The organism is Amycolatopsis sp. NPDC048633 (assembly GCF_040650695.1).
Taxonomy (GTDB): domain Bacteria; phylum Actinomycetota; class Actinomycetes; order Mycobacteriales; family Pseudonocardiaceae; genus Amycolatopsis.
In genome coordinates this window covers 69,040-93,399 of record NZ_JBEZHS010000006.1, presented here as the reverse complement: position 1 = coordinate 93,399, position 24,360 = coordinate 69,040, and the positions used below count along the sequence as shown (strand labels likewise).

Below are 24,360 nucleotides of genomic sequence, written 5' to 3'. Positions count from 1 at the left end.
CGTGGTCGCACGCGTCGAAAACCTCGCCGATGAAGGCGGACAGCGCTGGGTGAGACGCCGGATGACTGACGAACGCAGCCACCACCCGGCCCGCCCGGTACGACCGGGCTCAGCGGCGAGGCGGGCCGCGCGGCTCGCCTCGGCGTGCTGTCGCCGGGCCTGCTGGGTCGCCGACCACCGCGGTGTCGCCGTCCACGTCGGTCCGGGTGACCAAGGCGCCCAGCGCGGTCAGGGTGTCCATTGTGGACTTGTTGGGGTGCCCGTAGGTGTTGCCCGCGCCCACGCTGACCAACGCCACCCGGGGCGCCACCGCCGCGAGGAACGCCGGCAGCGAGTAGCGCGAGCCGTGGTGGGGGACCTTCAATATCTCCGCCTTCAGGTTGTCGCCGTCGGCCAGCAGGTCGGCCTGGGCCGCCAGCTCGACGTCACCGGTCAGGAGCACCCGGCCGGCCGGGGTCTGCGCTCGCAGGACCACCGAGCTGTTGTTGATCGTCGTGCCGTCCTGCTGCCCGGCCGAGCGAGCCGGGACGTAGCGCGGGCCGAGCACGTCGAGCGCCAGGCCGGGCCACGCCAGCCGCTCCCCCGGCGTCAGCTCCACCAGGGGCACGTGCTGCCGGCGAGCCTCCTCCGCGACCTGGCGCCACGCCCACTCCGGCGCCCGCCCCGGGCCGACGGCGATCCCGCCGACCGCCCGGCCGTCGAAGACCGACGAGAGCCCGCCGATGTGGTCGGCGTGCAGGTGGCTCAGCACCAGCAACGGGATCCGGTCGACGGCCAGCCGGTGCAGGCACTCGTCCACCGGCCCCGGCTCGGGTCCGGTGTCCACGACGACCGCGCGCCCCGGCTCCGCCGTCGCCAGCACGACGGCGTCGCCCTGCCCGACGTCGCACTCGACCATCGCCCAGTTCCGCGGTGGCCACGCCGGCGCGAGCACCCGGACCGGCACGAACACCAGCAGCGCACCGGTGACCAGCACCGCCATCACCAGCCGCACGCGCCGGTGCCGGGCGGCCAGCACCAGCACCACCAGCACGGCGGCGGCGAGCAGCCCGCCCGTCCAGCCGCCGGGCCAGGCGACGACCGCGCCGGGCGCCCGCGCGCCGTGCCGCGCCACCGTGATCAGCCACCGGGCCTCCGGATCGGCCAGGTGCACCAGGACCTTGCCGGCACCCGGCCACCACGGGCCGAGCACCGTCGCCAGCACGCCGAGCACCGTCGCCGGGGCCACCACGGGCGCGGCGAGGACGTTGGTCAGCACCGAAACCAGGCTCACCGTGCCCGCCATGCCCGCGAGGACCGGAGCCGTCACGAGGAAGGCCGCCAACGGGATCGCCAGTCCCTCGGCGAACCCCGGCGGGACGCCGCGACGAGCCAGCGCGGCGGCCCAGCGGGGCGCGATCAGGACCAGCCCGGCCGTGGCGAACACCGACAACGCGAACCCGAAGTCCGTCGCCATCGCCGGATCCGTCACCACCAGCACGCACACGGCGAACGCCAGCGCGGGCAACGCCGAGCCACGCCGGCCCAGCGCCAGAGCCAGCAACGCGACCGCCGCCATCACCCCGGCCCGCAGCACGCTCGGCTCCGGCCCGACCAGGACGAGGAAGCCGGCCAGGCACGCGCCGGCCGCCACTGCCGACAGCCGGGGCCCGAGCCGCAGCAAGCGCAGCACCAGCAGAACCGCGCCACACGCCACGGCGAGGTTTCCCCCGCTGACGGCGGTCAGGTGGGCCAGCCCGGCGGTGACGAACTCCTGCTCGACCCGCGTTGACAACCCGCTCGTGTCGCCCAGGACCAGACCCGGCAGCAGGCCGGCGGGTTCGTCCGGCAGGACCTGGCACAGGTCGTGGAGCCCGGCGCGCAGCCCGGCCGCGGTCCGCTGCCACCACGATGCGGGCCCGAGGTCGCCCGGCGGGCCGCGCACGGACAACACCGCGACGGTCAGGTCGGAGCCGCGCGGTGGCATCAGCAGGCCGGTCGCCGTCACGTCCTGGCCCGGCAGCAGCGAAGCCCACTGCGCGACCGGCGCCAGCAGCAGGATGCGGCCGGACGACGTGACCGGCCGGCCGTCGACCGACGCCGCGCGGACCTCGGCCGTCAGCACCACCGACCGGGCACCGGCCTGCTGGTCGGCATACCCCGCGCCGCGCACGGGCTTCGGCCGCTCGGCGACGACGACCCGCAACGACGCGGGAAGCCCGTCAGCCGAGGCCACGCGAAGCTCGTCACGCTGCGCGTCCCGGATTCGCCAAGCGACCGGGCCCGCGGCGACGAGTCCCAGCACCAGCAGGGCCGCCGCCGCGCCGAGCGCCCGGGGACGCCCACGCCCGCGCCAGAGCACCAGCCCGGCGAGCACCGCCGAGGCGAGGCCCGCGGCGACGGCCGTCCACCAGCCCAGCAGCAGGCCGCCGAGCGCGGCGAGCCAGCACGCCAGCGCCGCCGGGACGAGCCGCATGTCCTGCCGGGTGTCGGTCGTGGGAAGGGTGCTCATCCGACCGTCACCTGCTCGCGCAGCTTTTGAAATTTACTTTCTCCGATGCCCGAGACATCGCGCAGCTGCTCGACTTTCGCGAAGCCGCCGTGCTCGGTGCGCCACTGGACGATCCGCTGGGCCGTCACCTCGCCGACGCCGGGCAGCGTGTCCAGCTGGTCCGTGCTCGCCGCGTTGAGGTCGACCTTGGCGCCCGCCGGCGCACCGGCCGGCGCGGCGGCGGGCGCCGGGATCCCGACCGCGAGCTGCTCCCCGTCGGTCACCCGGCGGGCGAGGTTCAGCGCGCTCAGGTCCGCGCCGGGATCGGCGCCGCCCACGGCGCGCAGCACGTCCGCGACGCGGGCACCCTGGGCCACGGTGACCAGACCGGGTGACCGGACGCGGCCGATCACGCTGACGACGAGACCGGCCGGGGGTGCGGCCCGGGCCGACGCCTCGCTCGCCGGTTTCGCGCTGGGCAGCGCAGGCGGTGGCTCGGGCGCCGGCGGGCCGCCGAAGAGCGCGACCGAGCCGAGGACGATCACCACGACCGACACGAGGACACCCGCGAACGCCCACCGCCGGCGGCCGGCCCCGGCCGGCCCGCCCGGCAGCCAGCGCCGGACCAGCCGGCCGCCGGGCCCGACCGTGCTCGCGTCGGGCGAGAGCTGGTCGGCCAGCCAGGAGAGCCGGTCGTTGACGTGGGGGCCCGGATCCCGGGCGGGCTGCTCGAACACACGATCGACGTTAGGGCTCGCGGGGAGGCGTCCGACAGGGGTGCCGCCGCGTCCTGTGGACAACCGGGGTGATGTGGACGGATCCACCCCGCCCGGGCCGGGAACGGCCGTTTCCGTCGTACCCGGGTGGCATGCTGGAGGGTTCGGCGCGTCGGCGGCCAGGCGCTGTCCTGCGAGTCTGCTCGATGGGCTTCGTGATCCAGGTGGTTCCTGGCGGTGCGGGCGGAGCGCCCTCGTACCGGGTTGTACTCGGGTGATCCGCCCGTGCTGTCAGGGGCCGCCTGGGCGCGAAGACCGCGAACGTGACTTGCAGGACAGTGCCTAACCGCGGGAGGGAACCGTCCGCTGGACGACCACCCCGAGCACGCCGGGCCCGGTGTGGGCCCCGATCACCGCGCCCAGCTCGGAGACCACGCAGCCCGCCGACCGAGGTACGGCCACTTCCAGCCGGTTCGCCAGCTCGACCGCGCGGTCCGGCGAGGCGAGGTGGTGGACGGCCAGCTCGACGTCGTCGTCCCGCGCGGCCTGGGCGGCGAGCTCGACCAGCCGCGCGAGTGCCCGGTTCATGGTGCGAACCTTCTCCAGCGGCAGGATCCGCCCTTCGGACATGTGCAGCACCGGCTTCACCGCCAGCGCCGTGCCGAGCAGCGCCGCCGCCGGGCCGATCCGGCCGCCGCGGCGGAGGTGGTCGAGCGTCTCCACGACGAACAACGTCGACGAGCAGCTGGCCGCGGTCACCGCGGCGGCTTCGACCTCGGCCGCGTCCGCGCCGGCGGCCGCGGCGTCGGCGGCGTGCAGGGCGGCGAACCCGAGCCCCATCGCCGTGGTGCGCGAGTCGACCACGCGGACCCGGTCCGGCCCGACCTCCTGCGCCGCCAGCACCGCCGCTTCCCAGGTGCCCGACAGCTCGCGCGACAGGTGCACCGAAACGATCGAATCGGCGCCGTCGGCGAACGCCGCGCGGTACTCCTTCACGAACTCCGTGGGAGTCGGGCGGGACGTCGTGACGATCTTGCGCTGGCTCATCGCTTCGGCGACCGCCGCCGGGCCGGTCTCGACGCCGTCGAGGGAGACCACGCCGTCGACCAGGACGTGCAGCGGCACCACCCGGACCGCGTGCCGTTCGGCGAAGCCTTCCGGCAGGTGGGCGGTGGAATCCGTGACTACGGCGACCGACACGCCGTCAGCCTACGTGGCCGGGGGCCAGCACCGGCGCCATCACCGCGGACATCGCCTCGCCCACCGCGGCGTGCCCCTGCCAGCCCCAGTGCATGCCGTCGGGGTTGCCCTCGCCGCTCAGGACGTGTTCTCCGACAACGGCTTCGAGGTCGAGCAACGGAACTCCGGCCCGCGAGCCCCAGGCCGCCATCGCGGCCGCCGCGGCCGGGCGCGCGGTGTGCACGTTGCCGTACGCCGCCGCCCGGTGCACCGAGGGCAGCATGCTGAAGATCGGCAGCTCGGGCCGCAGGGCGCGCAGCGCGCCCACGGCCGTGTCGAGGTACTGCACGGTGAGCTTGGCCGGCAGCACCGTGGGACGGCCGCGGAACGCGACCGACAACCGCGGCTGCGCGGCGAGATAGGCCTTGCGCACCACGCGCCGCACCGGGTCGGGCCGCAGGTACTTCAGCCCCGTGCGCAGGTAGGTCGGCAACGGCGAGGGCAGCGTGTCCATGCTGCCGACGGCCAGCACGACCGCGTCGACGTGGCGCAGGTCGGCCCACACGCGCGGGTCGCCGGTCAGCGACCACCAGGCGTCCCGGGCGGTCCAGCCGATCCCGGCGACCAGGTCGGCGGTGCCGCCGAGGGCCGCGGCGGCGACGTTGGGCCACAGCCGCGGTTCGTCCGCGGCGCAGGGTCCTTCGGGACCGTGAAAGCTCAGCGAATCGCCGAACACGAGCAGGCGCGGCCCCATCGGCTAGCCGTGCATCCCCGCGTTGTAGGCGTGCAGCCGCCACTTCCCGTCGCGCGCACCCAGCTCGACCCAGTGGCAGTTCGAGATCCCGCCGAGCGACGGCCAGGCCTCCACCGGCAGGTTCAGCAGCCGCGCCGTGAGCGCGGTGATCAGCCCGCCGTGCGCGGCCAGCAGCACGGTGTCGCCCACCGAAGAGTTGGCCTGCTGCAGGTCGGTGACGACTTCACTCGCGCGGTCGGCGACGTCGAGCCGGTTCTCCCCGCCCGGCGGCGCCCAGGTCGCGTCCTTGCGCCAGCGGTCGCGTTCACCGGGGTAGGCCTCGTCGACCTCGGCGCCGGTGAGCCCCTGCCACTCGCCGAGGTGCGTCTCGCGCAGCCGCTTGTCGATCCGCAGCGGGACGCCGATCGCGTCGGTGAGCACGGTGGCCGTGTCGGTCGCGCGGCGCAGGTCGGACGCGATGACGAGGTCCGGGGAGAACCGGGCCAGCGCGGGGACCGCGAACCGGGCCTGGTTCCAGCCGACCGGCGTCAGCGCCGAGTCGAGGTGCCCCTGCATCCGCCCGGCGGCGTTGTAGTCCGTCTCGCCGTGGCGCCAGAGCACGAGCCGCCGCGGGCTCACGGGACGTCCGGGTCCTCGTCGGCGGTCGACTCTTCGAGACCGGCCACCTCGATGCGCGGGCAGTCCTTCCACAGCCTTTCGAGGCCGTAGAACGTGCGCTCTTCGACGTGCTGGACGTGCACGACGACGTCGACGTAGTCCAACAGGACCCAGCGGCCCTCGCGGGCGCCTTCGCGGCGGACCGGCTTGTGCCCGCCCTCCCGCAGCTTCTCCTCGACGTTGTCGACGATCGCGCCGACCAGGCGCTCGTTGGACGCGGAGGCGATGACGAAGGCGTCGGTGATGACGAGCTGCTCGGACACGTCCAGCACGACTACGTCGCTGGCCTTCTTGTCCGCCGCCGCGTGTGCGGCCGCTACGGCCAGCTCTCGTGCCTCGGACGTGGCTGCCACGGTGCTCCTTCACAGATCGGGTTCGCCCGAGAAGAGTACCCGCCGGGACCAGCGGCCTTTCAGTCGCTCTTCCGGTAGAGATCCTTCTTGGTGATGTAGCGGACGACGCCGTCGGGAACGAGGTACCAGACCGGCTCCCCGCGCTCGACGCGGTCGCGGCAGCCGGTCGACGAGATCGCCATCGCGGTGACCTCGACGAGGCTCACCTTGCCGCTGGGCAGGTGGTGCGAGTTGAGCCGGTAGCCGGGCCGCGTGACGCCGATGAAGTGCGCGAACTCGAACAGCTCCTCGGCCTTGTGCCAGGTCAGGATCTGCTCGAGCGCGTCGGCGCCGGTGATGAAGTAGAGCTGGTCGCCGGGGTACTCGGCGGCGAGGTCGCGCAGGGTGTCGACGGTGTAGGTCTGGCCGGCGCGGTCGATGTCCACGCGGCTGACCGAGAAGACCGGGTTGGACGCGGTCGCGATGACCGTCATCAGGTAGCGATCCTCGGCCTTGGTGACCTTGCGGTCGGTCTTCTGCCAGGGCTGCCCGGTGGGGACGAAGATCACTTCGTCGAGCCCGAACCGGGACTGGACCTCGCTCGCCGCGACGAGGTGGCCGTGGTGCACGGGGTCGAACGTGCCGCCCATGACCCCGATCCGCCGTGGTGACATGACTCGGGAGCCTATACATCGCGCGCGCGGGACGTCGGGTGCTGTTCACCACCTCCCCCGACCGGGCAACGAATGTGATTCAGGTCACATAACCACCCGTATTCGACACGAACGGTCCGTTCGCGACGCCGCCGATTCCCGGTTCGTCGGTGCCATGGGGTAGACGTGGGGACGTGGACACGACCAGCACCACCCCAGCCCTCCGCGACTGCGCCGAGACCCTCCTCCGGGCCCTGGCCGGCGATTCGGCGAAGCTGCGCGAAGACCAGTGGACGGCCATCGAGGCCCTGGTCGCGCACCGGCGTCGCGCGCTGGTCGTGCAGCGCACCGGCTGGGGCAAGTCGGCGGTCTACTTCCTGGCCACGGCGCTGCTGCGGGAACAGGGCAGCGGGCCGACGGTCATCGTCTCGCCCCTGCTCGCCCTGATGCGCAACCAGATCTCGGCCGCGGCCCGCGCCGGGATCCACGCGGCGACCATGAACTCCGCGAACCCCCAGGAGTGGGACCAGGTCCAGGCCTCGGTCGCGGCCGGCGAGATCGACGTGCTGCTGGTCAGCCCCGAACGGCTGAACAACCCGGACTTCCGCGACAACGTCCTGCCGAAGCTGACGGCGAGCACCGGCCTGCTGGTGGTCGACGAGGCGCACTGCATCTCCGACTGGGGCCACGACTTCCGGCCGGACTACCGGCGCCTGCGCACGCTGCTGGGCGACCTGCCCGACGGCGTGCCGGTGCTGGCGACCACGGCGACGGCGAACGACCGCGTCGTCACCGACGTCGCCGAGCAGCTGGGCCTCGGCACGGGCACCGACACGCTCGTCCTGCGCGGCACCCTCGACCGGGAGAGCCTGCGGTTGTCGGTGTGCCGGCTGCCGACGTCGCAGGCGCGGCTGGCGTGGCTCGCCGAGCACCTGGCCGAGCTGCCCGGCTCGGGGATCATCTACACGCTCACCGTGGCGGCGGCGCACGACGTCGCGTCGCTGCTGAAGGACCGCGGCTACCCGGTGGCGGCCTACACCGGCAAGACCGACCCGGCCGACCGGCAGGCGGCCGAGGACGACCTGCTCGGCAACCGCGTCAAGGCGCTGGTCGCGACGTCCGCGCTGGGCATGGGGTTCGACAAGCCGGACCTCGGGTTCGTCGTGCACCTCGGGGCGCCGTCGTCGCCGATCGCGTACTACCAGCAGGTCGGCCGCGCGGGGCGTGGCGTGGACCGCGCCGAGGTCGTGCTGCTGCCCGGCGAGGAGGACAAGGCGATCTGGGCGTACTTCGGGTCGCTCGCCTTCCCCGACGAGCTGCGCGTCACCCAGGTGCTGAACACGCTCTCCTACGCCGACCGTCCACTTTCGACGGCCGCGCTCGAGCCGTCGGTGGAGCTTTCCCGGTCGCGGCTGGAAATGGTGCTCAAGGTCCTGGACGTCGACGGCGCGGTGCGGCGCGTGAAGGGCGGCTGGACGAGCACGGGCGAGGACTGGCAGTACGACAGCGGCCGCTACAAGCGCGTCGCGGAGGCACGCAACCGCGAGCAGGACGCGATGGTCGGCTACCTGGCCACTGACAGCTGCCGGATGGAGTACTTGCGGAGGCAGCTCGACGACCCCGAGGCGGCGCCGTGCGGCCGGTGCGACAACTGCACCGGCAAGCACTGGGACACGACGGTGGCCGACGACGTCGCCGAGGCGACCCGGGAACGGCTGCAGCGGCCGGGCGTCGAGGTCGCGCCCCGGAAGCAGTGGCCCACCGGGATGTCCTCTTTGGACGTTCCGGTCTCCGGCCGGATCGGCGCCGACGACCAGGCCGAGCCGGGCCAGGTGCTCGGGCGGCTCACCGACGTCGGGTGGGGCAACCGGCTGCGGGAGCTCGTCGGTACCGGCGCGCAGGACACCGACGTGCCCGACTCGGTGTTCAAGGCCTGCGTGCAGGTGCTCGCCGGGTGGCAGTGGGCGGAGCGGCCGGTCGCGGTGGTGGCGGTGCCGTCGGAAACGCGGCCGCGGCTCGTCTACAGCCTGGCGACCCGGCTGGCCGAGATCGGGAAGCTGGACTTCCTCGGGGCGCTCGACGCGGACGGCCCGCCGCCGCGCCAGGCGAACAGCGCGCAACGGCTGGCCGACCTGTGGAAACGGCTGAGCATGCCGTCGGATCTGGCCGCGACGTTGCCGTCGGGGCCGATTCTGCTGGTCGACGACGTCATCGACACCGGGTGGACGATGACGCTGGCCACCCGGCTGCTGCGGCGGGCCGGGGCGCCGGCGGTGCTGCCGTTCGCGCTGGCCAGCACGGCCTGACCGGAAGGAGACCAGGTACCCGGAGGGGTCGGCTCGCGTACCCGGAGAGTCGGCTCGCGTGCCTGGAGGGTCGGTTCGACGGGCGAACCGGGCAGTGGGGATCTTTCGCACCGCGAACGAATGTGGCAAAGTCCCGTTGCACCTTCGGGGGACGTGGAGGCTGCCATGACCGTGCAGGTTCAGCACCGGCTGCCGGTGCGCAAGCTGTTCGCGGCGAGCGCGGGCAATGCGCTGGAGTGGTTCGACTGGACGATCTACGCGACGTTCAGCATCTACTTCGCCAGCGCGTTCTTCCCGGCCGGGAACGACACGCTCGCGCTGATCAACACCTTCGCCACCTACGCGCTCGCGTTCTTCTTCCGCCCGCTCGGCGGAGTCCTGCTCGGGCGCTTCGCGGATACGCGCGGCCGCAAGCCCGCCATGATCCTCACCATCCTGCTCATGGCCGGCGGCTCGGTCGCGATCGGGCTGCTGCCGACGTTCTCGCAGGTCGGCTGGCTCGCGCCGATCCTGCTGCTGCTCGCCCGCATCGCGCAGGGGCTGTCGCTGGGCGGTGAGGTGTCGAACGCGTCCGCCTACCTGGGCGAGATCGCGCCGCCGGAGCGTCGTGGCCGGTACTCGGCGTTCTTCTACATCTCGACCGGGTCGGCCGTGCTGATCGCGACCGTGCTCGGGTTCGTCCTGGCCCGGGCGCTGGACAAGGCGCAGCTCGCGTCCTGGGGCTGGCGGCTGCCGTTCCTGCTGGGCGGCGTCTTCGGCCTGATCGGGCTGTGGCTGCGCCGCAGCCTCGCCGAGACCGAGCTGTTCGAGCAGACGAAGGTCAAGGCGCGGAAGCTCGAGCGGCCGCTGCTGACGACGCTGACGCACCACCCCAAGGCCGTCGGCAGGCTCGTCGGGTTCACGATGCTCTCGACCCTCTGCTACTACACGTTCTTCAGCGCACTGACGTCGTTCGCGGTGAAGAGCCGGCACGCCGACGCGGACGCCGTGTTCCTCGCCCTGTCCGTCGGCACGGCGTTGTTCATCGCCCTGCAGTACCCGATGGGCGCGCTCGCGGACCGGGTCGGGCGGAAGCCGCAGCTGCTCGTCTGGTCCGGGGCGACCGCGGTCGTCGTCGTGCCGCTGTCCACCTTGATCGGCCCGAACGTCGGCGGCCTGCTCGTGGTGTTCTGCGTCGGGCTCGGGCTGTACACGGCGATGACGTCGATCGCGCCGGCCATCATGAGCGAGCTGTTCCCGACCGAACTGCGCGGGCTGGGGATCGGTGCCTGGTACAACCTGACCGTCGCGATCTTCGGCGGTACCGCGCCGCTGCTCATCACCGTCTTCGGCGCGGTCTCGCCGACGCTCTACTTCTGGTACGTCGCGGCCGGCGCGGCGATCGCGTTCGCCGTCATCCTCACGCTGCCCGAGACCAAGGGCAGCGAGCTGCGCTAAACCCTTCGTCACCGGCCGGTCACGCTCGCTACGCTGCGTGCTCCGAACCGAGCCGAAGGAGGGACACCGTGCAGACCGCCGACGTTACCGAGGAACTGGCGCGCCGCGTGGTGGCCGCCGCCGGCCGGGCGCTGGGTGTCGAGCTGACACCGGAGCAGGCGCTGATCCAGGCGTCGCCCCGCGAAGGCGTCGACTACCAGGGCAACCTCGCGATGAGCCTGGGCAAGCGGCTCGGCCGCCCGCCGCGCGAGGTCGCGGAGCTGATCGCCGGGGCACTGGAGCTCGACGGGATCGCCGATCCGCCCGAGGTCGCCGGGCCCGGGTTCCTCAACTTCGTGCTGCGCAAGGAATGGCTCGAAGACGGCACCGCCGCACTGCTCGGCGATCCGCGTCTCGGCGTGCCCGAAACGACTGAGCCGCGGCGGATCGCGCTGGACTACAGCAGCCCGAACGTCGCGAAGGAGATGCACGTCGGGCACCTGCGCACGACGGTGATCGGTGACGCGCTCGCGCGGCTGCTGCGGTTCGCCGGGCACGAAGTGCTGCCGCACAACCACCTCGGCGACTGGGGTACGCCGTTCGGCATGCTCATCGAGCACCTCCTCGACGTCCCGGCCGGGCAACGCGCCATCGCCGACCTGGACGCGTTCTACCGCGAAGCGCGTCAGAAGTTCGACGGCGACGGCGCGTTCGCGACGCGGGCCCGCAACCGCGTCGTACTGCTGCAAAGCGGCGACGAAGAGACCCTGGCCGTCTGGCGGGAGCTCGTCGCCGAATCGACGCGGCACTTCGACGAGGTCTACGCGCTGCTCGGCATCACCTTGACGGACAAGGACATCTACGGCGAGAGCTTCTACAACCCGTACCTCGCCTCGGTGGTCGACGATCTCGATAAAGCCGGCCTGACGGAGGTCAGCGACGGCGCGGTGTGCGTGTTCCCCGAAGGGTTCCGCAACCGCGAAGGCGACCGGCTGCCGCTGATCGTCCGCAAGCGCGACGGCGGCTACGGGTACGCCGCGACCGACCTGGCCACCGTCCGGTACTGGACGGCCGAACGCGGCGCGACCGACCTCCTCTACGTCGTCGGGACGCCGCAGGCGCAGCACTTCGCGATGCTGTTCGCCGTCTGCCGCGCCGCCGGCTGGCTGACCGGGCACGCCGAGCACATCGGCTTCGGCACGGTGCTGGGCGCGGACGGGAAGACCATGCGGACCCGGGCCGGCGACACGGTCAAGCTGGCCGACCTGCTCACCGAAGCCGTGACGCAGGCGGCCGCGGTCGTCGCCGAACGCAGCGAGCTCGACGCGGAAAGCCAGGCCGAAGTCGCCCGGGCGGTCGGCATCGGCGCGGTCAAGTACGCCGACCTGTCCGGCGACCGCGAGCGCGACTACGTCTTCGCCTGGGACCGGATGCTCGCCAAGGAGGGCAACACCTCGGTGTACCTCCAGTACGCGCACGCGCGGACGCGGTCGATCCTCCGGAAGGCGGGCGCGCTGCCCGAAGGCGCCGAGGTGCTCCTGGAAGCGCCGGCGGAGCGGGCTCTGGCGCTGAAGCTGCTCAGGTTCGGCGAAGCGCTGAAGGCCGCGACAGACGGCTACGCACCGCACAAGCTCTGTACGTACCTGTACGAGACGGCGGTCACGTTCTCCCGGTTCTTCGAGGAATGTCCGGTGCTGAAAGCGCCCTCACCTTCGCTGCGCGCGTCCCGGCTGAGGTTGACTACGCTGACGTCGCACACGCTCGCGCTCGGGCTCTCCCTGCTCGGCATCGAAGCGCCCGACCAGCTCTAGCGGGAGACCACTGTGGAACTACCCGGCGACCTGCTCGCTTTGCTGCGCGAGCCCAGCCTCTGCTTCCTGTCGACCTTGATGCCCGACGGCTCGCCGCAGCTCACCCAGACCTGGGTGGACACCGACGGCACCCACATCCTCGTCAACACCGTGCTGGGGCACCAGAAGCAGCGCAACATCGAGCGCGACCCGCGGGTGGCGCTCAACGTCGCCGACCGCGACCGGCCGTCGCGCTACTACGCGATCCGCGGGCAGGTCATCGACACGACCGAGGACGGCGCGGTCGAGCACATCGAGAAGCTGGCGCAGCGCTACCTCGGCGGCCCGTACCCGTGGTGGGGCGGCCGCGACCAGACGCGGCTGCTGCTCACGATCAAGCCGGACCGGATCAACCCGACATGATCATCGTCGCCGGCTGGCTCGCGGTCGCTCCCGAAGAGCGTGCCACCTACCTCGAGGAGTGCGCCGAAGCCGTCCGCCTCGCGCGGGAGGCGGACGGCTGCCTGGAGTACGCGCTGGGCGCCGACCTGCTCGACCCCGGCCGGATCACCGTGTACGAGCGCTGGGAGTCCGATGCGGACCTCGAGCGGTTCCGCGGCTCCGGACCGTCGGACGAGCAGTCGGCGCAGATCCTCGACGCCTCGGTGGCGCGCTACCGGATTTCCGCGGTCGAGGCACCGTGATCGGAGAGGCATCACGTGTGATTGGGAGGGCATCACGCGTGATTGGAGGGGCGACACGGTGATGCCCGGCCGATCACGTGAGATGCCCGTGGGAGCACGGGTGATGCCTGCCGGATCACGCGAGCCGGCGGAGGGCTAGCGGCGCAGGGGGACCAGGTCGTCGGCGTGGACCACCTCGCGGCGTTGCTCCGCCGGGAGCTCGTGCGTTGAGCGGCCGACCAGGTCGGGCAGCTCGGTCGCGTCGAACGCCACCACTCCGCGGGCCACTGCGCGGTCCTTCGCGTCCACCAGGTCGACCACGTCGCCGGCCTGGAACTCGCCCTCCACGCCCGTGATCCCGGCCGCCAGCAAGGACCGGCGGCGGCGGACCACCGCCGTCACGGCGCCGTCGTCCAGGCGGAGCTTGCCCGTCGTGTCCGCCGCGTAGCCCAGCCAGAACCGGCGGGCCGACAGGCGGGTGTCCGCCGGGGCGAACGCCGTTCCCGGCGAGGCCGTCGTCAGGGCCGCGGAGGCTTCCGAAGCGGCCGCCAGCAGGACCGGGATGCCCGCGCCCGCCGCGGTGCGGGCCGCCGCCAGCTTCGACACCATGCCGCCCGTGCCGAGGCCGGAGCTGGACATGCCGACCGAGATTCCGTCCACATCGGACTCCGAGAGGACCTCGGTGAGCTTGCGGGTGGCGCCGTCGCGGGGGTCGCCGTCGTAGAGGCCGTCCACATCGGACAGCAGGATCAGCGCGTCCGCACCGATCAGGTGGGCCACCAGGGCGGCCAGGCGGTCGTTGTCGCCGAAGCGGATCTCTTCCGTGGCCACCGTGTCGTTCTCGTTGACGACCGGGACCGCGCCCAGCGCCAGCAGCCGCGAGAACGTCCGCTGCGCGTTGCGGTAGTGCGACCGGCGGACGACGTCGTCGGACGTCAGCAGCACCTGGCCGACCGTCAGCGAGAACCGCCCGAACGACTCGGCGTACGCGTGCGCCAGCGCCAGCTGGCCGACGCTCGCCGCCGCCTGCTGCGTCGCGAGGTCGCGAGGTCGCTTGCCGAGGGCAAGCGGGGCCAGCCCGGCGCCGATCGCGCCCGAGGAGACCAGCACGATCTGCGTGTCGGCCGCGACCCGCGAAGCGATCGCGTCGACCAGCGCGTTCAGCCGGACCGGGTCGAGGCCGCTGCCCGCGGTGGTCAGCGCCGACGAACCGACCTTGACCACCAGCCGGCGGGCGGCCGCGATGGCTTCCCGCGTGCCGCTCACGCGTCGAGGTCCAGGTCGTCGCCTTCCGGCTCGTCCGGGCCGTCGCGCCGGATCCGGCGGGCTTCCTTGCGCTCGGCCGCGCCGATCCGGTCGTGGTTCTCGAGGCGGACGTCGGTGCCGCGGCCGGACAGGTGCATCGCGACGCTCGGCGTCGACGGCTCCCACTCGAACTGGACGTCGCCGATCGTGACCGGGCTGCCCGGCCGCGCGCCGAGCTTCGCCAGCTTGTCCTCGACGCCGAGGCGGTTGAGGCGGTCGGCGAGGTAACCGACGGCTTCGTCGTTGCCGAAGCTCGTCTGGCGGATCCACCGCTCCGGGCGCGTGCCGCGCACGATGAAGGCGCCCTCTTCCTCGGGGTCGGCTTCGACGGTGAACCCTTGGTCGTCGACGGCGAGGGGCCGCAGCACGATCGTCTCCGGCTCCAGCACCGGCTGCATCTCGCGGTACTCCTCGACCACCTTCGCGAGCGCGAAGGTCAGCTCGCGAAGGCCCTTGCGCGACGCCGTGGAGATCTCGAACACCCGGAGCCCGCGGGCTTCGAGCTCCGGCCGGACGAACTCGGCGAGCTCGGCGGCTTCCGGAACGTCGATCTTGTTGAGGACGACCACGCGCGGGCGCTCTTCGAGCTTCCCGCCGAGGCCCGGCGTGTACTTCGAGAGCTCCAGCTCCAGAGCGTCCACGTCGGACACCGGGTCGCGGCCGGGCTCCAGCGTCGCGCAGTCGACGACGTGCACCAGCACCGCGCAGCGCTCGATGTGGCGCAGGAAGTCGAGTCCGAGGCCCTTGCCTTCGGACGCGCCGGGGATCAGGCCGGGGACGTCGGCCATCGTGAAGACGGTGTCGCCGCCGGTGATCACGCCGAGGTTCGGCACGAGCGTGGTGAACGGGTAGTCGGCGATCTTCGGCTTGGCCGCGGACAGCACCGAGATCAGCGACGACTTGCCGGCGGACGGGAAGCCGAGCAGGCCGACGTCGGCGACCGAACGCAGCTCCAGCACGAGGTTGCGGGCTTCCCCCGGCTCGCCCAGCAGCGCGAAGCCGGGCGCCTTGCGCGCCTTCGACGACAGCGCACGGTTACCGAGGCCGCCGCGGCCGCCCTGCGCCGCGACGAAAGTGGTACCCGGGCCGATGAGGTCGGCGACCATCTCGCCGTCTTCGGTGAACACGACGGTGCCGGACGGCACCTTCATCACCAGCGTCTCCCCCGCCGCGCCTGCGCGGTCGCCACCCTGGCCCAGCTTGCCGCTGCCCGCCTTGGCGTGCGGGCGGAAGTGGAAGTCGAGCAGGGTGTGCACGTTCGGGTCGACGACCAGCAGGACGTCACCGCCGTTGCCGCCGTTGCCGCCGTCCGGGCCGCCGAGGGGCTTGAACTTCTCGCGGTGCACCGAGGCGCAGCCGTTCCCACCGTCACCGGCGGTCAGATGGATCACCGCGCGGTCCACGAACCGGGACGCCATGACTTGCCTCTTTCGTTCACGAGCAGGGGATACGCAAAACAAACGAGGGGTGGTGCCGGATATTCCGGCTCCACCCCTCGTCAGAAGGTCTTCGTCGAAGCCGAAACTCAGGCTTCGACCGGCACGACGATGTTGATGGTCTTGCGACCACGCTTCTCGCCGAACTGGACCGCACCGGCGGCCAGGGCGAACAGCGTGTCGTCGCCGCCACGGCCGACGTTCACGCCGGGGTGGAACTTGGTGCCCCGCTGGCGGATCAGGATCTCGCCGGCGTTGACTTCCTGGCCGCCGAAGCGCTTGACGCCGAGGCGCTGGGCGTTCGAATCGCGACCGTTGCGGGAGCTGGACGCACCCTTCTTGTGAGCCATAGCTCAGTCCTCTTTCAGTCTTGCGAAGATCCGGAGAAGTTCTTTACAGCGAGATGGCGGTGACCTCGACGCGGGTCAGCTTCTGCCGGTGACCCTGACGCTTGTGGTAGCCCGTCTTGTTCTTGAACTTGTGGATCCGGATCTTCGGACCCTTGGTCTGCTCGACGACCTTGCCGGTGACCGAGACCTTCGCCAGCGCGTCGGCGTCCGTGGTGACATCGCCACCGTCGACGTACAAAACGGCGGGGAGAATGTGCTCGGTGCCCGGCTCGCCCTCGAGCTTCTCGACCTCGACCACGTCGCCGACGGCAACCTTGTACTGCTTGCCGCCGGTCTTGACGATCGCGTACGCCGACACGGAAGTCTCCTGCATTACTCGACAATGGGTGGGGGCTTGCGCAACCGGCCCACCGAATGGAAACGGTGGTCCAGGACTCACGCAGGCGACCTGCTCTGGTGGCAGGCCGTACTACAGGTTACGTGGGGTGCCCCGGTGCGTTTCCACCGGGGTCCCCTAGTCGTTCACTGACTCTGGTCGGACGCGTGCACCGGCGGACCTGCCGGACGCGACGCGGTCCGGCGCGACCGGCGCCGGGTGGGACGCGTGGCCGGTTCCGGCACGCTGACGTCGGGTTCGGCGGCCTCCGAAGACGCCACGGACTCCGTGACCGGCTCTTCGGCCGGCTCCGGCGCCGAGGACCGCTCGACCGCCGGCTCCTCCTGCGGCACCGGGGCCTCGTCCGCCTCGGTGGTCACCGGGACGTCCGCGACCTCGGTGGCCGGCTCGGTGACGGCCTCCTGACGGGTCTCTTCGGCAGCCTCCGCGGCTTCGGCCGGGTCGGTCACCTCCGGGACGTGCCCGTTGCCGTTCAGCGCGCCGTGGTCGTGGTCCTTGGCGGCCTTCGAGGCGTTGGCCATCGCCGCCACCGCCGACGCGACGGACGCGCGCTGCTCCGGCGGCGGGACCGCGTGGACCTCGGCCTTGGCGGCCTCGGCCTGCTCCTTGGCGGCCTCTTCGCCCTTGCCGCGGCCCCGGGACCGGCGGGAGCTCTTCTCCCCGCCGCCGCCGTTGCCGCCGTTGCCGCTGTTCCCGCCGTTGCCGTTGCCGCCGTGGGAGTGCGTACCGCCGCCCGTGCGCTGCACCTCGGTCGAGACGAGCACGCCCCGGCCCTTGCAGTGCTCGCACGGCGTCGAGAACGCCTCCAGCAGGCCCGTGCCGATCTTCTTGCGGGTCATCTGCACCAGGCCGAGCGAGGTGACCTCGGCGACCTGGTGGCGCGTGCGGTCGCGGCCGAGGCACTCGGTCAGGCGGCGCAGCACCAGCTCGCGGTTGGACTCGAGCACCATGTCGATGAAGTCGATCACGATGATGCCGCCGATGTCCCGCAGCCGGAGCTGGCGGACGATCTCCTCCGCCGACTCCAGGTTGTTGCGGGTCACCGTCTCCTCGAGGTTGCCACCCGAACCGGTGAACTTGCCGGTGTTGACGTCGATGACCGTCATCGCCTCGGTGCGGTCGATGACCAGGTAACCACCGGAAGGCAGCCAGACCTTGCGGTCGAGGGCCTTGGTGATCTGCTCGTCGATCCGGTGGTCGGCGAACGCCTCGCCGGTGCCGGTGTAGCGCCTGAGGCGCTCGGTCAGCTCCGGCGCGACGTGGGTGACGTAGCCGTTGATCGTCTCCCAGGACCGGTTGCCCTGGATCTCCAGCTTGGTGAAGTCCTCGGTGAAGAGGTCACGCACGACCTTGACCAGCAGGTCGGGCTCTTCGTAGAGCATGGTCGGCGCGCCGCCCTTCTTGCCGGAACCGGCGGCGGCCTTCTCCTTGATGACGTCCCACTGGGCCTTCAGGCGGTCGACGTCGCGGCCCAGCTCCTCCTCGCCGATGCCCTCGGAGGCGGTGCGGATGATGACACCCGCGTCCTCCGGGACGATCCGCTTGAGGATGTCCTTGAGCCGGCGGCGCTCGTTCTCCGGCAGCTTGCGGGAGATGCCGGTGGCGCCGCCCGCGGGGACGTACACCAGGAAGCGGCCGGGCAGCGAGATCTGCGTGGTCAGCCGGGCCCCCTTGTGCCCGACCGGGTCCTTCGTGACCTGGACCAGCACGGAGTCGCCGGTGGACAGCGCCTGCTCGATCTTGCGGGCCTTGCCCTCCAGGCCGGCGGCGTCCCAGTCGACCTCACCGGCGTAGAGCACGGCGTTGCGGCCGCGGCCGATGTCGATGAACGCGGCTTCCATGCTCGGCAGCACGTTCTGGACGCGGCCGAGGTAGACGTTGCCGACGATCGAGCCGGAGCCCGCCTGCGTCACGAAGTGCTCGACCAGCACGCCGTCCTCGAGGACGGCGATCTGCGTCGAGTCGCCCTTCTCGGCGACGACCATCGTGCGCTCGACCGCCTCGCGGCGGGCCAGGAACTCGGCCTCGGACAGGATCGGGGCGCGGCGGCGGCCGGCCTCGCGGCCGTCACGGCGGCGCTGGCGCTTGGCCTCCAGGCGGGTCGACCCGCGGACGCTGCGCACCTCGTCGCGCGCCGGGCGCTCGCGCTCGGCGCGTTCGGCCTGCTCGGCCTTGGCCTGGCGGACGTGGGTGACCGTGTTGGGCGGGTCGTCGGTGGTCTCGGCCTCGTCGCCGTCCGAGCCCTTGCGGCGACGGCGGCGGCGACGGCGCTTGCTGCCACCCTCGCCGTCGTCGGAGTCGGAGTCGTCGGACTCCGCGGCGGCGCTTTCGGTCTCTTCGGTGTCCGATTCGTCCTTGGCGGGCTTTTCTTCACCGTTGCGGGAGCGGCGGCGCGGCGGCTGCGGCTCCTCGGCCTGGCCGTCTTCGCCGTCGTTCTCGTCGCTGCCGTCGGCGCCCTTGCCCCGGCCACGGCCGCGACGGCCGCGGCGGCGACGGCGGCGGCCGGCGCCGTCCTCGTCACCGTCGTCGTCCGGGTCGCCGGCGGTGGCGGGCGTCGTGTCCTCGGCCTCTTCCTCCTCGACGGCCTCCGGCTCCGGGCGGGACTTCGGCTCCGGCCGGGACGGCGGCTCGGCGAACGGGTCGGCGGGCTTGCGGGCCGGCTTGGTGGCCGCGGGCTCCGGCGGCAGGAAGACCGGCGACGGCGCGGCGAACACCGGCAGGTGCGCGCGGGCCTTCTGCCGCGGGCGCGGCTTTTCGGCCTCCGCGGCCGGCACCTCGGGCGCCGGCGAGGTCTTCTCGGGCTCGGGCCGCGCGGGCTCCGGCGTGGCGGCCGGCGCCTGCTCGACGTCACCGGCCGAGAACGCCTCGGCCACCTTGTGGGCCACTTCCCTGGTCACGCTCGACTGCGCGCCGCGCACGCTTTCGCCCAGCTCGACGAGCTTGGCGAGGACGTCCCGGCTGTTCTTTTCGAGCAGCTTCGCCAGCGCGTGCACCCGGATCCGGGCGGGCAGGTCGGCGAGTGGACCGCTCGCGGGTGTGGCGGGATTCCCGCCGGTGTGCTCGGCGGGTGTTTCCGCGTTCGACATGTGTCTCCTCCGCCCCCGGGCGCGTCTGCCGGTTCTCACCGGCAGGGACGCGGCCGCGCAGGGGCCCCTTTCTGTTCGTTCCGCCGTGGTGGTCACCAGCGACGGGAATCCTGGCCCGACGACCGGGCGCCGCACCGCCGCATCCCGGCGGCGCGCAACCCGGTCAAAGGTCTGCTCGGAGCTGTGCGTCGGCACTCGCGGCCCCCGGGCCGCCCGCCACGTCGTCCAGCCGCCCGCCTCGCGGGCGGCGACGCGCGTCGTGCCGGTCGTGCACATCACCGGGCCACAACACCGCAGGCAGCACCTCTCACGTGCGCCCCGCGGCCCAGCGGCCACCCCGAGTATCCCACACCGGGTGACTGCTCCGGTGTACTCGGTACCTCCGGCCACGCCGCCGGGCGCGCCGTGCCGTCCCGCCGCACCCCGGCCGGGGGAACTTGACCGTAGCGCTTGTCCCCCGGGCACGGGGTGGCTACCGTGCGGCTCGGGGTGACCGGGATCTCGCGCGCCGGCACCCGCGGTTCCTGCGTCCGGTGGGAGGTCCGGTGTCCCTGCTGGCGCGGCCCCTGCGGGCGGCCGTGTGCACCGTCCTGGTGCTTTCGGGATGCGTCACCGCCGGTCCCGCGGCGGCCGACGAGCCCGGCTGCGGCCACGGCCGGAGCCTGCGCTACGTCGTCACCTTCGACCGCGGCACGGCCGAATCCACCGCTCGCGCGCGGGTCACCGGCGCGTGCGGGGCCACCACCGTCTACTACCCGCAGATCGCCGTCGCCGTCGCCACCTCGGGCGACCCGGACTTCGGCGGGCGGATCGGGCTCGACCGGGCGTTCAGCGCCCAGGCCGAGCGGCTGGCCGCGCAGCGCGCCACCGAGGTCAAGCCGCAGCCCGCGCGGGCGACGCTGCCCGCGACCGACCCGGCTCGCGTTCCCACCGCGGACCTGAGCGGCCGGCAGTGGGACATGCGGATGATCAACGCCGGCCACGCTCCGGAAGTCTCGAGCCGCGCGGACGTCTCGCACGGCAGCCGGGACGTCGTCGTCGGCGTCCTCGACTCGGGGATCGACCCCGCTCACCCGGACCTCAGCGGCGCCCTCGACCGCGACGACTCCGCCGGCTGCCTGACCGGCGCCCCCGACCGGTCGCCGTCGGCCTGGGCGCCGACGACGTCGGTGCACGGCACGCACGTGGCGGGGATCATCGCCGCGGCCGATGACGGGCACGGCGTGACGGGAGTGGCGCCCGGGGTCAGGGTGGCGTCGGTGAAGGTGATCGACGACCGCGGCTACGCCGACCCGGAGGCCGCGGTGTGCGGGCTGATGTGGGCGGCGTCACGGCACATGCGGCTGACGAACAGCAGCTTCTTCGTGAACCCGTGGACGCTGTCGTGCATCCGCGGCGACGACCGCGGGGTGGTGCACGAAGCGCTGGCGCGCGCGGTCGAGTACAGCACGTCGGCGGGCACGCTGAACGTCGCGGCGGCGACCAACGAGGCCGTCGACCTGACGCCGTCGGCACGCTCCGGCTCGCCCGCGGCGGGTTCGGGCTGCGAAGCGCTGCCGGCCGCGCTGCGGGACGTCGTCGCGGTGTCCGCCGTCGGCTCGGACCGCGTAAAGGCGGGCTACAGCTCGTACGGGCTGGGCGTGATCGACGTCACCGCGCCCGGCGGTGAGACGGGCGAGTGCGTGCTTTCGACGGTGCCCGGCGGGTACGAGCCGCTGTGCGGGACGTCGATGGCCGCGCCGCACGTGACCGGGGTGCTGGCGCTGCTGGCGTCCGCGCACCGCGACGCCGGGCCGCGGCAGCTGCGGCGGACGCTGGACGGCCAGGCGATGCCGATGCCGTGCCCGGCCGACTACGACCTCACCGGGGACGGGACCCAGGACGCCTACTGCGCGGGCTACGAGGGGTTCAACGGCTTCTACGGGCACGGGATGGTGGACGCGCTGGCCGCCGTCGCGCCGCGGGGACGGCCCGACCCGGCCCGCTGACCCGCTCCGGCTCGTGCAGGGACCGGGACTCGCGTGATCGAGGCCGGAACTCGCGTGATCAGAGGCGGAACTCGCGTGTCTGGAGCGGCATCTCGCGTGATCCGGCGGGCATCTCGCGTGATTGAAGGGGCATCTCACGTGATTGGAGGGTCGACTCGCGTACCTGGAGGGTCGACTCGCGTGCCTGGAGGGTCGGGCTGGGTGCCTGGGGGGTCGGTTGTCAGGTCAGGAGGAGTTTGGCTATCCGGCGGGTCGAGGCCCAGAGGCCGACCGCGCCCAGGACCAGCAGGTAGGCCAGGTTGGCCAGCATGCTGCCGGACAGCAGGCCCGTCGCGAGGCCGCGCATCAGCTCGATCGCGTGGTACAGCGGGAGGCAGCGGACCACCCACTGTAGCGGCTCCGGGTACACCGACAGCGGGAAGAACGTCGTCGCGAACAGGAACATCGGCATCAGGGCGAGCGCGATGTAGTCGAACTGCGCCGTCGACCGCAGGAACGTCACCAGGGCCATGCCGATCGCCGAGAAGGCCAGCCCCACCAGCAGCGCCGCCGGGACCATCAGCAGCGCCCACCACGACGCCAGCAGCCCCATCGCCGCCGCGATCGCGAGGAACGCCACCGCGTAGATGCCGCCGCGGGTCATCGCCCAGCCGATCTCGCCGATCGCCACGTCCAGTGGGCCGATCGGCGTCGCCAGCATCGCGTCGTACAGCTTCGCGTAGCGCAGCTTGAAGAAGAGGTTGTACGTCGACTCGAAGACCGCGCCGTTCATCGCCGACGTCGCCAGCAGCGCCGGCGCCACGAACGCGACGTAGCCCATCGGGCGGCCGTCCGGGCCCGCCACCTCGGTGACCAGCTTGCCGAACCCCAGCTGGAAGGCCAGCAGGTACAGGAACGGCTCGGCCGCGCCGGACACGAAGATCGCCCAGCTGTTGCGGCTCACGCGCACCGACCGCTCGACGAGCATGCGGGCGCGGCCCGCGTACAGCCCGGACGGCAGGATCCGCAGCAGCAGACCGGCCCGCGCCGGGGGAGCTTGGACGCTCACCATCACTCCATCAGCCTCCGGTAGAAGGCCCGGTGCGCGACCGCCCACCCGGCCGCGAACAACGCCGCGAGCACCGCGAAGTGGCCGAGCATCGCCCAGCCGCCGACTCCCCCGGCGCTCACGCCGCGGGCCAGCTGCGTGCCGTGCCACAGCGGGGAAAGCCAGGCCAGCCAGCGGATGGCGCCCGGCAGCTGCGAGATCGGGAAGAAAGTGCCGCTGAACAACGTCATCGGCATGACGACGAAGCGGAAGATCAGCCCGAAGCGCTGGCCCTCGTCGAACGTCCGCGCCGCCAGCGCGGTGATCGGCGTGGCGCACGCGAGCCCGGTGACCGTGCCCACGAGGATCACCAGCAGCACGCCGGGCCCGGTCCAGGCGCCGAAGAACAGCGCGACGAACGCGTAGATCGCGCCGGCGAGGGTCAGCCGCAGGGTCGTCCAGATCAGGTGGCCGCCGAGTACCTGCCCCGGCGACACCGGTGTGGCGGTGACCGCCAGGTAGTCCTTCTGCCACTTGAACCCGGACAGCACGGGGTAGCTCGAATCGCCGACGGCCTGTTGAGCGGCACCGGCGGCGAGCAGCGCCGGCGCGATGTACTGCAGGTAGGACAGGCCGCCGGTGACCGCGCCCGGGCGCACCTGCGAGCCGAAGCCGAGGCCCATCGCGGCGAGGAACAGCACCGGTTGCAGCCCGGTGGAGTACAAAGTGGACAGCCAATGGCGCCGGTACCAGGTCCAGTACCCCTCGACGCGCAGCCAGGCGCCGTGCCAGCTGCCGACGACGCGGCCGGTGGGTTCGACGGTGGTCATCAGTCGACCAGCGTCCGGCCGGTCAGCCGGAGGAACACGTCCTCCAGGGAACTGCGGCGCACCAGGCTCGACAACGGCCTCAGCCCGCGCGAGTGCGCGTGCTCCAGGGTGTCCTCGCCGTCGTTGCTGTAGAGCAGCACGCGGTCCGGCAGCACCTCCACGCGCTCGGCCAGCCCCTCGACCTGCTGCGCCGCCGCCACCTGCTGCCCCACCGCGAACCGCAGCTCCACGACCTCCCGCGTCGAATACCGGCTGATCAGCTCCGACGGCGACCCCTCCGCGGCGATCCGGCCGTGGTCCATCACGACCAGGCGGTCGCACAGTTGTTCCGCTTCATCCATGTAGTGCGTGGTGACGATCAGCGTCGTGCCCTGCTCCTTGAGCCGGAACAGGCGGTCCCACAGCAGGTGGCGGGCCTGCGGGTCGAGCCCCGTCGTCGGCTCGTCGAGCAGCAGCAGCTCCGGGTCGTTGACCAGCGACCGCGCGATCGTCAGCCGGCGTTTCATGCCGCCCGACAGCGGGTCGACCTTGTCTCCCGCCCGGTCGCCCAGCTGCGCGAACTCCAGCAGCTCGTCCGCCTTGCTCCGGGCCGCCGCCCGCGAAAGCCCGAAGTAGCGGGCATAGATCAGCAGGTTCTCCCGGACCGTCAGCTCGACGTCCAGGTTGTCCAGCTGCGGCACCACGCCCAGGCGCGCGCGGATCCGCGGCCCGGCGACCTCCGGATCCAGCCCCAGCACGCGCAGGTCGCCGTCGGTGCGCGGGGACACGCACGCGATCATCCGCATCGTCGACGACTTGCCGGCGCCGTTCGGGCCGAGGAAGCCGAACGCCTCGCCGCGCCGCACCTCGACATCGATCCCGCGCACGGCCTCGAACTCGCCGAAGCGCTTCACCAGTGCCTTGGCCTGTACCAGCGCCGGTTCCCGGTCCTCCGATTCGTCCACACCCCCGACCATACGAGCGGGCACCGACAAAAACCGAACGG

Annotated in this window: 21 protein-coding genes; 6 read left to right on the top strand and 15 right to left on the bottom strand. The window is 72.6% G+C overall.

Features of this window, described 5'->3' with window-relative positions; genetic code table 11:
- Positions 1–109: 109 nt before the first annotated feature.
- The 7 genes from AB0C38_RS14680 to nadD all read right to left on the bottom strand — a co-directional run bounded on the left by AB0C38_RS14680 (position 110) and on the right by nadD (position 6,782).
- Positions 110–2,491 carry a ComEC/Rec2 family competence protein gene (locus tag AB0C38_RS14680; RefSeq protein ID WP_360672169.1) on the bottom strand — a complete coding sequence of 794 codons (2,382 nt, stop codon included), beginning with the start codon at positions 2,489–2,491 and terminating at the stop codon, positions 110–112.
- Positions 2,488–3,207 (bottom strand): ComEA family DNA-binding protein, encoded by a 720-nt coding sequence (locus tag AB0C38_RS14675; protein ID WP_360672166.1) that lies wholly within the window; start codon positions 3,205–3,207, stop codon positions 2,488–2,490. Before AB0C38_RS14675 ends, AB0C38_RS14680 begins: the two co-directional genes overlap by 4 nt.
- Positions 3,208–3,528: 321 nt before the next feature.
- Complete coding sequence (locus tag AB0C38_RS14670; RefSeq protein ID WP_360672163.1) at positions 3,529–4,386, bottom strand: DegV family protein; 858 nt, start codon at positions 4,384–4,386, stop codon at positions 3,529–3,531.
- A gap of 4 nt (positions 4,387–4,390) precedes the next feature.
- Positions 4,391–5,119 carry a diglucosylglycerate octanoyltransferase gene (gene octT, locus AB0C38_RS14665; protein WP_360672161.1) on the bottom strand — a complete coding sequence of 243 codons (729 nt, stop codon included), beginning with the start codon at positions 5,117–5,119 and terminating at the stop codon, positions 4,391–4,393.
- A gap of 3 nt (positions 5,120–5,122) precedes the next feature.
- Positions 5,123–5,737, bottom strand: a complete 615-nt coding sequence (locus tag AB0C38_RS14660; RefSeq protein WP_360672158.1) for a histidine phosphatase family protein — start codon at positions 5,735–5,737, stop codon at positions 5,123–5,125.
- On the bottom strand, positions 5,734–6,129 hold the full coding sequence (rsfS, locus tag AB0C38_RS14655) for a ribosome silencing factor (RefSeq protein ID WP_360672155.1): 396 nt from the start codon (positions 6,127–6,129) through the stop codon (positions 5,734–5,736). Before rsfS ends, AB0C38_RS14660 begins: the two co-directional genes overlap by 4 nt.
- A gap of 59 nt (positions 6,130–6,188) precedes the next feature.
- The gene (nadD, locus tag AB0C38_RS14650) at positions 6,189–6,782 is read right to left on the bottom strand and encodes a nicotinate-nucleotide adenylyltransferase (protein WP_360672153.1); all 594 of its coding nucleotides are present in this window, start codon (positions 6,780–6,782) and stop codon (positions 6,189–6,191) included.
- Positions 6,783–6,955: 173 nt separating this feature from the next.
- On the opposite strand from nadD, the gene AB0C38_RS14645 reads away from it, so the two are divergent.
- From AB0C38_RS14645 to AB0C38_RS14625, 5 genes are all read left to right on the top strand, one after another.
- Complete coding sequence (locus AB0C38_RS14645; protein ID WP_360672150.1) at positions 6,956–9,067, top strand: RecQ family ATP-dependent DNA helicase; 2,112 nt, start codon at positions 6,956–6,958, stop codon at positions 9,065–9,067.
- Between the two features lie 165 nt (positions 9,068–9,232).
- Positions 9,233–10,504, top strand: coding sequence for an MFS transporter (locus tag AB0C38_RS14640; protein WP_360672147.1), 1,272 nt, complete (start codon positions 9,233–9,235; stop codon positions 10,502–10,504).
- A 68-nt stretch (positions 10,505–10,572) separates the two neighbouring features.
- Positions 10,573–12,294 (top strand): arginine--tRNA ligase, encoded by a 1,722-nt coding sequence (argS, locus tag AB0C38_RS14635; RefSeq protein WP_360672144.1) that lies wholly within the window; start codon positions 10,573–10,575, stop codon positions 12,292–12,294.
- A 12-nt stretch (positions 12,295–12,306) separates the two neighbouring features.
- Positions 12,307–12,696: a PPOX class F420-dependent oxidoreductase gene (locus AB0C38_RS14630; protein ID WP_360672141.1), complete on the top strand. Its 390-nt coding sequence runs from the start codon at positions 12,307–12,309 to the stop codon at positions 12,694–12,696.
- The gene (locus tag AB0C38_RS14625; protein WP_360672138.1) at positions 12,693–12,977 is read left to right on the top strand and encodes an antibiotic biosynthesis monooxygenase family protein; all 285 of its coding nucleotides are present in this window, start codon (positions 12,693–12,695) and stop codon (positions 12,975–12,977) included. Before AB0C38_RS14630 ends, AB0C38_RS14625 begins: the two co-directional genes overlap by 4 nt.
- 135 nt (positions 12,978–13,112) lie before the next feature.
- Here the strand turns inward: AB0C38_RS14625 and proB are convergent, their stop codons facing one another.
- The 5 genes from proB to AB0C38_RS14600 all read right to left on the bottom strand — a co-directional run bounded on the left by proB (position 13,113) and on the right by AB0C38_RS14600 (position 19,530).
- Positions 13,113–14,222, bottom strand: coding sequence for a glutamate 5-kinase (proB, locus tag AB0C38_RS14620; RefSeq protein WP_360672135.1), 1,110 nt, complete (start codon positions 14,220–14,222; stop codon positions 13,113–13,115).
- The gene (gene obgE, locus AB0C38_RS14615; protein ID WP_360672132.1) at positions 14,219–15,679 is read right to left on the bottom strand and encodes a GTPase ObgE; all 1,461 of its coding nucleotides are present in this window, start codon (positions 15,677–15,679) and stop codon (positions 14,219–14,221) included. The genes proB and obgE overlap by 4 nt, the downstream gene beginning before the upstream one ends.
- A gap of 107 nt (positions 15,680–15,786) precedes the next feature.
- Positions 15,787–16,047 (bottom strand): 50S ribosomal protein L27, encoded by a 261-nt coding sequence (gene rpmA, locus AB0C38_RS14610; RefSeq protein ID WP_155545674.1) that lies wholly within the window; start codon positions 16,045–16,047, stop codon positions 15,787–15,789.
- A gap of 43 nt (positions 16,048–16,090) precedes the next feature.
- Positions 16,091–16,405, bottom strand: coding sequence for a 50S ribosomal protein L21 (gene rplU, locus AB0C38_RS14605; RefSeq protein ID WP_003067132.1), 315 nt, complete (start codon positions 16,403–16,405; stop codon positions 16,091–16,093).
- Positions 16,406–16,569: 164 nt separating this feature from the next.
- Complete coding sequence (locus AB0C38_RS14600) at positions 16,570–19,530, bottom strand: translation initiation factor IF-2 N-terminal domain-containing protein (protein ID WP_360672129.1); 2,961 nt, start codon at positions 19,528–19,530, stop codon at positions 16,570–16,572.
- A 545-nt stretch (positions 19,531–20,075) separates the two neighbouring features.
- Here AB0C38_RS14600 and AB0C38_RS14595 point away from each other — a divergent pair.
- The gene (locus AB0C38_RS14595) at positions 20,076–21,518 is read left to right on the top strand and encodes a S8 family serine peptidase (RefSeq protein ID WP_360672127.1); all 1,443 of its coding nucleotides are present in this window, start codon (positions 20,076–20,078) and stop codon (positions 21,516–21,518) included.
- A gap of 220 nt (positions 21,519–21,738) precedes the next feature.
- On the opposite strand, the gene AB0C38_RS14590 is transcribed toward AB0C38_RS14595, so the two are convergent.
- From AB0C38_RS14590 to AB0C38_RS14580, 3 genes are read right to left on the bottom strand one after another with little or no spacing between them, the layout of a single operon-like run.
- A complete protein-coding gene (locus tag AB0C38_RS14590) occupies positions 21,739–22,569 on the bottom strand; it encodes an ABC transporter permease (RefSeq protein ID WP_360672124.1) in 831 nt (276 codons plus the stop codon).
- On the bottom strand, positions 22,569–23,375 hold the full coding sequence (locus AB0C38_RS14585; RefSeq protein ID WP_360672121.1) for an ABC transporter permease: 807 nt from the start codon (positions 23,373–23,375) through the stop codon (positions 22,569–22,571). The genes AB0C38_RS14590 and AB0C38_RS14585 overlap by 1 nt, the downstream gene beginning before the upstream one ends.
- Positions 23,375–24,331, bottom strand: coding sequence for an ABC transporter ATP-binding protein (locus AB0C38_RS14580; protein WP_360672667.1), 957 nt, complete (start codon positions 24,329–24,331; stop codon positions 23,375–23,377). The genes AB0C38_RS14585 and AB0C38_RS14580 overlap by 1 nt, the downstream gene beginning before the upstream one ends.
- Between the last annotated feature and the right edge of the window lie 29 nt (positions 24,332–24,360).

Bases quoted from the DNA above. Each gene is read 5' to 3' on its own strand.
- rpmA (WP_155545674.1), bottom strand. From the start codon at position 16,047: ATGGCTCACAAGAAGGGTGCGTCCAGCTCCCGCAACGGTCGCGATTCG.
- octT (WP_360672161.1), bottom strand. From the start codon at position 5,119: ATGGGGCCGCGCCTGCTCGTGTTCGGCGATTCGCTGAGCTTTCACGGT.
- AB0C38_RS14580 (WP_360672667.1), bottom strand. From the start codon at position 24,331: ATGGTCGGGGGTGTGGACGAATCGGAGGACCGGGAACCGGCGCTGGTA.
- AB0C38_RS14625 (WP_360672138.1), top strand. From the start codon at position 12,693: ATGATCATCGTCGCCGGCTGGCTCGCGGTCGCTCCCGAAGAGCGTGCC.
- AB0C38_RS14590 (WP_360672124.1), bottom strand. From the start codon at position 22,569: ATGGTGAGCGTCCAAGCTCCCCCGGCGCGGGCCGGTCTGCTGCTGCGG.
- AB0C38_RS14585 (WP_360672121.1), bottom strand. From the start codon at position 23,375: ATGACCACCGTCGAACCCACCGGCCGCGTCGTCGGCAGCTGGCACGGC.
- AB0C38_RS14640 (WP_360672147.1), top strand. From the start codon at position 9,233: ATGACCGTGCAGGTTCAGCACCGGCTGCCGGTGCGCAAGCTGTTCGCG.
- nadD (WP_360672153.1), bottom strand. From the start codon at position 6,782: ATGTCACCACGGCGGATCGGGGTCATGGGCGGCACGTTCGACCCCGTG.
- AB0C38_RS14600 (WP_360672129.1), bottom strand. From the start codon at position 19,530: ATGTCGAACGCGGAAACACCCGCCGAGCACACCGGCGGGAATCCCGCC.
- AB0C38_RS14680 (WP_360672169.1), bottom strand. From the start codon at position 2,491: ATGAGCACCCTTCCCACGACCGACACCCGGCAGGACATGCGGCTCGTC.
- obgE (WP_360672132.1), bottom strand. From the start codon at position 15,679: ATGGCGTCCCGGTTCGTGGACCGCGCGGTGATCCATCTGACCGCCGGT.